Annotated in this window: 12 protein-coding genes; 9 read left to right on the forward strand and 3 right to left on the reverse strand. The window is 33.4% G+C overall.

Annotation, left to right across the window (positions count from 1 at the left end; all coding sequences use genetic code 11):
- Window positions 1-112 precede the first annotated feature (112 nt).
- Window positions 113-1006, forward strand: coding sequence for an ATP-binding cassette domain-containing protein (locus ACQKOG_RS25800; RefSeq protein ID WP_427448505.1), 894 nt, complete (start codon window positions 113-115; stop codon window positions 1004-1006).
- A complete protein-coding gene (locus ACQKOG_RS25805; RefSeq protein WP_402868685.1) occupies window positions 1003-1800 on the forward strand; it encodes an ABC transporter permease in 798 nt (265 codons plus the stop codon). Before ACQKOG_RS25800 ends, ACQKOG_RS25805 begins: the two co-directional genes overlap by 4 nt.
- Window positions 1801-1885: 85 nt before the next feature.
- Here the strand turns inward: ACQKOG_RS25805 and ACQKOG_RS25810 are convergent, their stop codons facing one another.
- The 3 genes from ACQKOG_RS25810 to ACQKOG_RS25820 all read right to left on the reverse strand — a co-directional run bounded on the left by ACQKOG_RS25810 (window position 1886) and on the right by ACQKOG_RS25820 (window position 3947).
- The gene (locus ACQKOG_RS25810; protein ID WP_427448506.1) at window positions 1886-2545 is read right to left on the reverse strand and encodes a CPBP family intramembrane glutamic endopeptidase; all 660 of its coding nucleotides are present in this window, start codon (window positions 2543-2545) and stop codon (window positions 1886-1888) included.
- A gap of 13 nt (window positions 2546-2558) precedes the next feature.
- Window positions 2559-3161 (reverse strand): TetR/AcrR family transcriptional regulator, encoded by a 603-nt coding sequence (locus ACQKOG_RS25815; protein ID WP_402868681.1) that lies wholly within the window; start codon window positions 3159-3161, stop codon window positions 2559-2561.
- A gap of 186 nt (window positions 3162-3347) precedes the next feature.
- Entirely contained in the window at window positions 3348-3947 is a 600-nt protein-coding gene (locus ACQKOG_RS25820; protein ID WP_402868679.1) for a TetR/AcrR family transcriptional regulator, read from the reverse strand.
- A 427-nt stretch (window positions 3948-4374) separates the two neighbouring features.
- On the opposite strand from ACQKOG_RS25820, the gene ACQKOG_RS25825 reads away from it, so the two are divergent.
- From ACQKOG_RS25825 to ACQKOG_RS25855, 7 genes are all read left to right on the forward strand, one after another.
- A complete protein-coding gene (locus ACQKOG_RS25825) occupies window positions 4375-5103 on the forward strand; it encodes an ABC transporter ATP-binding protein (protein WP_370076133.1) in 729 nt (242 codons plus the stop codon).
- Window positions 5100-6116 (forward strand): ABC transporter permease, encoded by a 1017-nt coding sequence (locus ACQKOG_RS25830; RefSeq protein WP_402868677.1) that lies wholly within the window; start codon window positions 5100-5102, stop codon window positions 6114-6116. The genes ACQKOG_RS25825 and ACQKOG_RS25830 overlap by 4 nt, the downstream gene beginning before the upstream one ends.
- A gap of 200 nt (window positions 6117-6316) precedes the next feature.
- Entirely contained in the window at window positions 6317-7183 is an 867-nt protein-coding gene (locus tag ACQKOG_RS25835; protein WP_427448508.1) for an ABC transporter ATP-binding protein, read from the forward strand.
- Window positions 7184-7201: 18 nt separating this feature from the next.
- Window positions 7202-7909: an ABC transporter permease gene (locus ACQKOG_RS25840; RefSeq protein WP_370076139.1), complete on the forward strand. Its 708-nt coding sequence runs from the start codon at window positions 7202-7204 to the stop codon at window positions 7907-7909.
- A gap of 23 nt (window positions 7910-7932) precedes the next feature.
- On the forward strand, window positions 7933-8643 hold the full coding sequence (locus tag ACQKOG_RS25845; protein WP_402868671.1) for a response regulator transcription factor: 711 nt from the start codon (window positions 7933-7935) through the stop codon (window positions 8641-8643).
- Window positions 8644-8652: 9 nt separating this feature from the next.
- Entirely contained in the window at window positions 8653-10092 is a 1440-nt protein-coding gene (locus tag ACQKOG_RS25850; protein WP_370076143.1) for a sensor histidine kinase, read from the forward strand.
- A gap of 75 nt (window positions 10093-10167) precedes the next feature.
- Window positions 10168-10326: a hypothetical protein gene (locus ACQKOG_RS25855; protein ID WP_370076145.1), complete on the forward strand. Its 159-nt coding sequence runs from the start codon at window positions 10168-10170 to the stop codon at window positions 10324-10326.
- Window positions 10327-10475: the final 149 nt, after the last annotated feature.

Consider the following 10475-nt stretch of genomic DNA (forward strand, 5'->3'; position numbering starts at 1 on the left):
GAACATGAAGGTGTCTTTTAAAAAAAGCCATTCATGTTCTTTTTTATAGTCATTTATTTTTTGAAAAATAGTCTTATAATCATTATAAAGAACAGTCCAAGAGGTGAATTGTATGGCAATGATCGAAGTCAATAATTTAACTAAAAAGTTTGGCGATTTTTATAGTGTACAGAATGTGGACTTACAGATTGAAAAAGGTGAAGTGTTCGGATTTTTAGGTCCAAATGGTGCCGGTAAATCTACTACAATACGGCATTTAATGGGCTTCTTACAACCCACGGGAGGACAGTGTTTCATAAAAGGATTGGATTGTCGACAATCTTCGGCTGAAATTCAAAAGTTTGTAGGCTATTTACCTGGTGAAATTGCGTTTATCGATAAAATGACTGGACAACAATTTATCAAATTTATTGCCCAAATGCGAGGATTACATGATTTAACAAGAGCTAATGAACTCATGCAATATTTTGAATTAAATGCCACTGGGCTTATTAAGAAAATGTCAAAAGGTATGAAGCAAAAACTTGGCCTCATTTGCACATTTATGCATAACCCTGAGATAGTCATTCTAGATGAACCGACAAGTGGATTAGATCCTCTTATACAAACAAAGTTTATCGATTTTATTTTAGCTGAAAAAGAAAAAGGAACAACAATATTCATGTCCTCTCATATGATTGTAGAAATTGAAAAAACTTGTGACCGTGTAGCGATCCTTAATGCTGGGAAAATTGTTGCAACTGAAACAATTGCTGACTTAAAAAAACAAAAATCTAAAAAGTTTTTAATTGAATTTCAGAACGAGCAAGAGCTCTCTCGTTTCATAGGAGAGCAACTTAAAATTGAACAAATCGGGCCAACACAAGCTATTATAAAAGTTCAAGGTAATGTCCAAACATTACTTCATACATTAGCAGACTATAAAATTAATGACCTCGATATCATTTCACAATCACTTGAAGATATATTCATGCATTACTACGAAAGTGGAGGTAAAGAATTATGAACTTTACTTTGCTAAAACATGAGATGCTAGCTGCTATTAAACTTTTTAGTATTATTCTCGCTGTATTAATGCTCTATATCATTAGTATCGTCTATATGTATAACCCTGAGATGAGCAATACTCTTAATAAGCTTACCGAAACAATGCCTGAATTAATGTCGGCATTTGGTATGAGTAACATAGGTAATACGTTAATTGAGTTTCTATCAACCTATTTGTATGGATTTTTATTGCTTATTCTACCGTTAGTTTTCATCATTATGTCGGCAAATAAACTAATTATGGGCTATATCGATAATGGTTCAATGGCATACTTAATCGCGACACCGAATACACGTTTTAAAATTGTTTTCACTCAAGCATTTTTTTTAGTTGCTAGCATCTTTATATTGCTCTCCATAACAACTTTGGCAGCAGTTATATTTTCAGAGATTCTATTTCCAAATGAATTGAATATAAGTGCTTTTTTGACATTAAATATCGGTCTTTTTTTCTTACACTTTGCCATTAGTGGCTACTGCTTTTTTGTATCCTGTAGTAGCAAGGATTTAAGAACCTCTTATGCATATAGTACAGGAATTCCTATTCTTTTTTATTTAATTCAAGCGCTTAGTAATATGGGTGGTTCTTTAGAAAAGCTTAAGTACTTCACGATTTACTCATTGTTTACACCTGAAAAATTAATGACTCAAGATAGTTCGTCTATTTGGATGCTAGGGGCATTATTTTTAATTGGGATGCTATGCTATATGCTCGCTATTCGTGTTTTTGTTAAACGTGATTTGTACTTGTAAAATGTAGAACGTAGAATTGGCTTGACTTGTTTTTTTCTAAGCCAAGCCAAATTATTTATAGGCTGAAGTTAAATAAATATAATTTCTACATTGTAGGTGGTAAATAAATATTTAAAAAGGTTAAAACAGTTAAGTTACCGATATCTACAATAAAATGTGAAAATATTACCCATCTCAAGCTCTTTGTTTTAAAATATGTAATTGCCCAAACAACACCGGCTAAACTTAAATAAATATATAAATGATAGGATTTACTAGCAATAGAAAATACTCCCCACATTAATGGATGACTAAGTACAAAAAATAAAGTTGTATACAATATACTTAACCATTTAGGAAACCAGTTTGCCAGACCATCCAGTAATATCCCACGCCAGTACAGCTCTTCAAACCAAGGATTTATAACAGCAAATAATAACCATAGCACAATAAGAAAAGTAGAATTAAATAACTTATAGTTCATGAAAAATATAGTTAACGGAAACATTCCTAATAGTAAAGATATCGTAATCCAAATTTTAGAAACTTCAGATTTTCCTAGCCAATTTTCAATCGGCTTATCTCCTTTAAAATAAAAAATACAGATTCCAATTGTACTCCAGTAAACTATCGCCAATGGAATCCAAGCCCACCCTTGTATGTACTGACTAAAGATTGATGCAGTTATAAAGCCTAATCCAATGATCACAAATGGTGATAGTAGAAGATATATACTTTTTTTACTACTCATATTATTTGTAGCCAACCCTTCTTTGATTTTATTCTTTTGTAAAAATTTTCATAAGCATATTTGCATCAGGTATCGGGCATTCTGGCCATTGAATTTTGTTAATTGCTAAACCTTGTATAAAAGCAAAATAAGTAACAGCTAATGTTACAGGATTTGCTGAAATGATTTCCCCCTCTCCCTGACCTGCTACAATCATAGGCAATGTAGCCTCAACAGGTGATAGTGCATTATCCTTTGTTAGAAACTCTTTTACTTCATTTGGGATAGCGTCAGAAGTACTTGCCTGTATCATAATCAAAAATAAAAAAGTATGTTCTGTATCTATTAAGTTATTTAATATTTGCTCTGTCATCCACTTTAATTTCTCAAGCGGTGTACCCATTTGCTCAATTGCTTTCTGAATAATTTCAATAGAACTATTAGCAGCTTTTTTTACAAGCATCGAAAAAATTTCATCTTTTGAATCAAAATAATGGTAGACAAGTCCATGGCTTAAACCAGCTTCTTTAGCAATATCACTGATTTTTGTTGCCACCATTCCTCTTCTGGCAAAGACTATTAATGCAGCTTGTAATATTTGTTCTTTCCGTGCATCTCTAAGCTCCTGGTTTTGTTCTTCGTTTCTTGGCATTAATACCGCTCCTTTTTTGATTGATTAGTCAGTCAATATAAAGCCATTTTATTGTTCAATACAATATTTGTCAATCATTTAACAGATTTTGAGAGAATTTTCTCAAATAAAATGAATAAAATTTCTTTCTAATTAAAAGATACTTTTTAGTAAGGAGATATTGAGAGCATCTCCTTACTAAAACTTTCATTGCTGCAAAGTGGCCAAATCGCCAAGGAATCGCAATAAACGAAAATGAATCATCGCTAACTCCTCCACGTTTAAATCTTCATTCCCACTGTCTAACCACTCTTGAATAACACCTAAAATCGCGGAAGTTAAAAAAGCTTCAAAATATCGTTGGAATTCTGGATCAAGCCCTTCTTCCCGCATAACAGAAATTCTGTCCAATATATGATTACTAAAAACTTTCTTCATCCTCTTACTAAAAGCAGGGCTCCCCTGCTCCCCTAAAATTACTCGAAAGGCTGTTGCATGCTCTTTAATATATTTAAACACTGCTATAAATGGCTGATAAAGTTGACCTAATTTTATCGTATGAAAGGCATCTAGTGGTTGAACGGTTTTTACATAGCTCTCTAGTTCATTTAATAATTCCTGCTGCAAATCCTCCATCACTTCATATTTATCCTTATAGTGTAAATAAAAAGTTCCTCGATTAATGTTTGCGGTAATAGCAAGGTTTTTTACTGTTACTCGTTCAAAACCTACTTCCCCTATTTGTATAAGTAATGCATTTTTTATAGCCCGTTTCGTTTCAAAATTCATAATATCGTGAATAGACATTTAGATCCCCCATTGTATTATCACTTTATTCCGATCAGTTCTTAGCGATGTTGTTATATGATCACAACAAGGTCAAATATTTGTAATTACAGTATTACCTTATTTATCGGCATTCTTCTTTATTTATTTCCATTAATTTCATTTAGTAAAATTGTTATTTAAAAATATTTTTAAAAATGTCTAGAGTAGTACCGTAGCATTAAGAATATATATCTTAAATGATTATAAAATCGGAAAATTCTCCATTGAATATGATGATTAATGGCTACTATTTTCAACGACTAAAGCAGTCTGATTTCATCTAGCCCGAAAATGTTAAAATCCAAAATCACTTAACACTTTCTAGCTATCTGTTTATTGTAATTTCCAATACACTGCCTTAAAATTTCAGTATCAACACTGTGTTCAGTAAAGGAGAGATGGATATATGGGAAACAATGCAATTTCATTAAACTCCATTGAAAAAAAGTTTCAACAAAAACAAGTAATTGCCCCGCTTTCCTTAGAAATTCCTAAGGGTCAGCTTATTGGCTTACTTGGTCCTTCAGGCTGTGGGAAAACGACGTTAATTAAAATGATTATGGGAATGATTAAGCCCGATAATGGCAATATTCAAGTGTTAAATCATACAGTTCCTCACAAGCAATTACTGACGGATATCGGCTATATGGCACAATCTGATGCACTATATTTGGATTTAACCGGTGAAGAGAACCTTCATTTTTTTGCAAAGCTTTATCGTTTATCAAAAAAAGAACGTGTGGAGCGTGTCAATTATGCTGCCAACCTTGTTCATTTAACGGAAGATTTAAATAGTAAGGTGTTAAATTATTCTGGCGGAATGAAACGAAGATTATCCCTTGCAATTGCCCTTATCCAAAATCCAAAGTTGTTGATTTTAGATGAGCCAACGGTTGGTATTGATCCCGTATTGAAAAAAGAAATTTGGCAGGAGTTAATTCGTTTAAAAAACGATGAGCATAAAACAATTTTAGTAACAACACATGCAATGGATGAAGCAGAGCGCTGTGACCAGTTAGCAATGCTACGTAATGGTCATATTATCGCGCATGGAACACCACATGATTTGAAAGCTCATTATCAGGCAAAGGACTTTGATGAAGTGTTTTTAAAGGCTGGAGGTGAAGCACTATGAGAATCGGCGCAATTGTTACAAGAATTATGCAGCAAATGATCCGCGATAAACGTACACTCGCCTTATTATTTTTTGCACCTCTTCTTGTGCTTTCGTTAATGTATTTTGTTTTTAATAGTAACGAACCTGAAATGACACTAGTCGTATCGAATGGTCCAGCATCAATCATTGAAAAGCTTGAAGAAGCAAATTTTCATGTTATCGAAAAAAATGATTTTTCTATTACCAGTTTAAAAGATGAAAAATATGATGGCTGGTTAGCTTTTCATCAATCGCAATTGAAGCTCACATTATTAAATGATGATCCGTCTACAGCTAAGGCTTTAAAGATGAAGCTATCTCAAGTTTTGCAACCAGAACAATCTGCAATGATGAAGTTGACGAGTGAGTATGTATATGGCGATGAAAATACCGCTACTTTTGATATTTTTAGCCCAATGCTTACAGGCTTCTTTGTTTTCTTCTTTGTCTTTTTAATTACAGGTATAGCGTTATTAAAAGAACGAACTTCAGGGACATTGGAACGCTTACTAGCGACACCGATTAAACGTTCTGAAATTGTTGCTGGCTATATAATTGGTTATGGATTGTTTGCATTTATTCAAACGACTATTATTGTTCTATTCGGGATTTATGTCCTTGATATCGTACACGTTGGCTCCATCTGGCTTGTGCTACTAATCAATATTGTCGTTGCACTTGTTTCATTATCATTAGGAGCTCTGTTATCAAGTTTTGCTGCATCAGAGTTTCAAATGATGCAATTTATTCCGCTAGTCATTGTACCGCAAATTTTCTTTTCAGGTATTTTCCCACTTGATAATATGGCGGAGTGGCTGCAAAATATTGGGCGTATTATGCCACTATACTATGCCGCAGACGCGTTAAACGGGGTTATGTATAAGGGCTATTCCTTTAGCGAAATTCTAGCCGACTTAGCGGTTCTTGCTTGCTTCGCTCTTGTATTTATTACATTAAATATTATAAGTCTAAAAAAATATCGATCATTATAATCAAAAGGGTTCTGCTCAAAAACTGGGCAGAACTTTTTCAATTAGAAAATCACACCAATTTTCTATTAGCAAAGGAACTAGTATTCATCTATACTAAATTTACAGTTAATAGTTAAATGTTTTGCAGCGTAATTTATAGAAACTTAAATGACTTACAATAAAAAGCCTAAAAATAAAGGTGTGTAAAGATGAATACGATTATGGAAATACAGAACATTTCTAAACAGTATAGAGGTAAGAGAATTATAGAGAATGCTACATTTTCTATTTGTGCCAATCAAATTATAGCCCTAGTAGGAAAGAATGGGTCAGGTAAGAGTACCCTTCTAAAAATTATTGCGGAATTAGTCGATGCTGACAGCGGTTCTATCGTGAAACATCGACAATCTTTAAAAATTGGCTATGTGCCAGAAGTGACCCCTTCACATATTTTGTTTACGCCTGAAGAATATCTTTATCATATGGGCAGTATTCAAGGCATGGCCAAAAAGCAACTACAGCAAAAAATAAATGAGTTACTTGAATTATTTCATTTACAGGAAGCTCGGAACATTCGGATTGTTAATTTTTCTAAGGGTATGAAGCAAAAGGTTATGATTATGCAGGCAATGCTTGAAGACACAGATCTACTTATCTTAGATGAACCGTTATCAGGACTCGATCCTAAGGCCCAAAGTGACTTAGAAGAAACTCTCTCCATTTTAAAGGACAAAGGATTAAGTATCGTTTTAACATGTCACGAAACAAAATTACTGCAACATCTTGTTGATATAGTTCTTGTTATTCAAAATAATAAGGTCATTCAAGCTGATTCATTCAATAAAAATGATATAAAGAAAAACAAATTAACTTTTGAAATATCAAATGATAAATTATTGGACGACCTATTTCCTTTTCTTGAAATTCAACATCGAAGTCTATTAAATAATGGCTGTCATGAGGTCATTACCGTTATTAAAACAGAAGATACTGATCAAGTATTACTTGATCTCCTACAGAAAAAAGCCTGTATTAAACAATTAATCCCAATTAATCAGAAGGAGGAACAATTTTACACCCATTTTTAAGGAGGAAAAGATGCTAACATGACTAGTTTATTGCGCTATCATTTTATTAATTATTTGAGGACCTATAAATATGTCCCACCCTTTTCAATTTTCATTTTATGTCTTGTTGTCAACTATACCTTTATCCCAAATCCTATATTAAATAGCTATTCGTTTACAGCTATTATTCTCTTTTTTCTAATGGGATGGTTTACAGTGACACTATTTCACGCAGAAGACGAAGGACAAAAAGTAATAACAACACTTCATGCCAAAAGTCGCACGCGATATAATTTAGGAATTTTTATAATTTGTATACTCATTGGTTTATTCTTAAGCTGTGTATCCGTGATCTACCCTACTCTAATTGGCGCCTTTGGAGAAAAACCAAGATTTATACATCAATTACTAGGATTTCTCTCTCATTTTAGTTTAGCTGTACTAGCTATTGCACTTTCAGCTATTTTCACGAGAGAACTCGTTAAAAACAAGCAAAATACTTGGTGGGGTGTACTTGCCATTTTAATTGTATCTGTCGTTATCGCTACTTTAAAAGAGACAATTTTGCAGATCAAGGGACTAATTTGGCTGCTTCCACCTGTCCGTTTTTCACTGGAAATAATGAGTTCAGAAGATTCTATAAAGTCAATACCGAACAGTTTTTATTGGCAATTTGCCTGGATATTCATCTATGCAAGCTTCGTCATCTTGTTGTTCTTCCTCCTATCAAATCGAAAAAGGAAGTAAATTTCTAACGAAGGAGAATTCTTATGGTTAAAAAAGCCAAGGTGCTAATTATAGAAGATGAAAGTGCTATTGCAACTATTATGAAGGACTACTTAAGCGTCAACCATTTCGATCCTCATATCGTTAATACTGGTCATGAAGCAACCCAATATATAAAGGAAACCTATCCTGACTTCATTATTCTTGACCTTTCTCTCCCTGATTGCGATGGTATCGAATTATGTCGTCAAATTCGTGAAAATAGTAATGTTGCTATACTAATTTTAAGTGCCCGTAACAGTGACACCGATAAAGTTCTTGGCTTGGGGTTCGGTGCAGATGATTATATGACAAAGCCATTTTCTTTAAGTGAGCTTGTGGCAAGAATAAATGCCCATTTACGAAAACAGGATAGATGGCTGCAGGACAATGCAAGCCAGGTAGATATGATTCAAATCGATCATATGGAAATCAATAAAAATGAATATACTTTTTTACGTCATAAAAAGCACGTTCCCCTATCAGCTAAAGAATTTGATTTACTATTTTTTCTAATGAAAAATCGTAATCAGGTTTTCTCTAAAAATCAGTTACTCGATGCTATTTGGGGCTATGAGACATATGGCGATGAAAATACGATAACCGTTTACATCAGACGTCTACGCGAAAAAGTTGAAATCGATCCATCTTGTCCTATTTATATTCAAACCGTTTGGGGCGTTGGCTATAAATTTAGTACTCAAAACCATTTGTAGGAGAGCATGATGTACATAAAAAATTGGATGGAGAAATGGTTATGGTCGACACTAATCTGTGTTTTACTGTTGTTTATTTGTATCTTCACATTATTTTTCACAAATTTTAATCGCAGTGACGAACCACAAGATGAATATGTGATCAATCAAATTCGTTTAAAAGTAAATGAACAATTATTGTACATAGAAGATCATTTTACAAGTCTCGAACAGAATTTAAATTTACGCAATTCCCTCCAAGAAATGAGCAATAGCGAAGGAATAGATATTACAGTTGTTCAATTAGATGGAAAAATTTTATTTAATTCAATCGAAGGCGATATTTCACAGTTTATTAACTTAGAAGAAGATTTACATTATGATTTATTTACGTCTCAACAACAACCTGGGATCATAAAAATTGCCTTCCCTATAATTAGTGAGACGCATGAACAACTAGGGAACGCTATTTTTACTATTGATAGAGATATACTCTTCCCCATAGAACAGCCTAGTCCTAGCAATTTTATACTTTTATTCATATGTGGTTTATTATGTTTTTGCATTATAGGACTGACCTTGTACTTTGTACGGAAGTCTAACAATGAGATCTTGCTTCCTTTAAATCATTTGAAAAACAATACCAAGGAAATTATTAAAGGTAATTATGAACAAAAAACAGTATATTCGCGGGCAGATGAAATCGGTGAATTGTATGCAGTGTTTGATCAAATGCGCCTGGAAATAAAAAACCTTACTATTCAACGAGATGAACAAGAACAAAACCAAAAAAAGCTTATATCTAGTATTTCTCATGAAGTAAGAACACCTCTAACAACATTAAAAGCTTATTTAGACGCTATTTCTGAAGGAATTTGTCCTGATATGGATTCGCTTATGTCGTATATTCAAACTATGCAGACAAATACTGAAAAAATGTCCAGGTTAATTGATGATTTATTTATTCACACTTTGAAAGAACTTGGGCATATCCCGGTTAACTTAACAGAGCAATACAGCAAAGATATCTTTACGAATATTTTGCATCCAATTCGTCATTACGTCCAAACAACCGGCATTCATTTTATCGAGCCAGAGTCTATCCCTAATGTACTTATTCAAGTAGATAAGCATCGACTAGAGCAGGTACTTTCAAACCTTATTACGAATGCACTAAAGCATACTACTAAAGGCGATTCCATAACCGTTTCTATCAATATTGAAAATCAATTACTATACATTAATGTAATAGATAATGGTAATGGGATATTGCCTCAAGATATGCCTTTTATTTTTGAACGCTATTTCAGAGGTATTCAAGCTACAGGTGAGACTGCTGTGAAAAATGAAGGAGCCGGACTCGGATTATCTATATGCAAGCATATTATGGAAGCTCACAATGGTTCCATTTCATTTAAAAGTAAGCAAAATGAAGGAACAACATTTACATTAACACTTCCTATTATTTAAATTTTTTAAGAGGGTAATTTCGAAAAATTAAGAATATAAGTAATGAAAGTCAGAAAAAAATGGGAGAGTGAAGACATGATTCATGACATAGGGGAATATGTAAAATATTTAGATGGTGTTCATAAACGAACGATGCAATATATGAAGGCAATACCTGACGAACTTTTAGATTGGAAGCCCTCAGAAGATAAATTTTCTATAGGTGATTTATTCATATTGCATCATCTCGTTTGATGTTCCTCGGAATATTTGAACATGGCTCGTGGACGTACGCAGGACATGATACTATTGAGACTCCCACCCCTAAAGGGACAAGCTGACTAATGTCAGTGGGATTCCTGAGTAACTATGCGTTCGCAGTCCATTTCTGTTTTGAACAGTTC

Source organism: Lysinibacillus sp. NPDC093216, assembly GCF_050280325.1.
Taxonomy (GTDB): Bacteria; Bacillota; Bacilli; order Bacillales_A; family Planococcaceae; genus Lysinibacillus.

What these genes read in the sequence shown, in the direction of transcription:
- ACQKOG_RS25800 (WP_427448505.1), top strand. Translation starts at nt 113, where the DNA reads ATGGCAATGATCGAAGTCAATAATTTAACTAAAAAGTTTGGCGATTTT.
- ACQKOG_RS25805 (WP_402868685.1), top strand. Translation starts at nt 1,003, where the DNA reads ATGAACTTTACTTTGCTAAAACATGAGATGCTAGCTGCTATTAAACTT.
- ACQKOG_RS25815 (WP_402868681.1), bottom strand. Translation starts at nt 3,161, where the DNA reads ATGCCAAGAAACGAAGAACAAAACCAGGAGCTTAGAGATGCACGGAAA.
- ACQKOG_RS25820 (WP_402868679.1), bottom strand. Translation starts at nt 3,947, where the DNA reads ATGTCTATTCACGATATTATGAATTTTGAAACGAAACGGGCTATAAAA.
- ACQKOG_RS25825 (WP_370076133.1), top strand. Translation starts at nt 4,375, where the DNA reads ATGGGAAACAATGCAATTTCATTAAACTCCATTGAAAAAAAGTTTCAA.
- ACQKOG_RS25830 (WP_402868677.1), top strand. Translation starts at nt 5,100, where the DNA reads ATGAGAATCGGCGCAATTGTTACAAGAATTATGCAGCAAATGATCCGC.
- ACQKOG_RS25835 (WP_427448508.1), top strand. Translation starts at nt 6,317, where the DNA reads ATGGAAATACAGAACATTTCTAAACAGTATAGAGGTAAGAGAATTATA.
- ACQKOG_RS25840 (WP_370076139.1), top strand. Translation starts at nt 7,202, where the DNA reads ATGACTAGTTTATTGCGCTATCATTTTATTAATTATTTGAGGACCTAT.
- ACQKOG_RS25845 (WP_402868671.1), top strand. Translation starts at nt 7,933, where the DNA reads ATGGTTAAAAAAGCCAAGGTGCTAATTATAGAAGATGAAAGTGCTATT.
- ACQKOG_RS25850 (WP_370076143.1), top strand. Translation starts at nt 8,653, where the DNA reads ATGTACATAAAAAATTGGATGGAGAAATGGTTATGGTCGACACTAATC.
- ACQKOG_RS25855 (WP_370076145.1), top strand. Translation starts at nt 10,168, where the DNA reads ATGATTCATGACATAGGGGAATATGTAAAATATTTAGATGGTGTTCAT.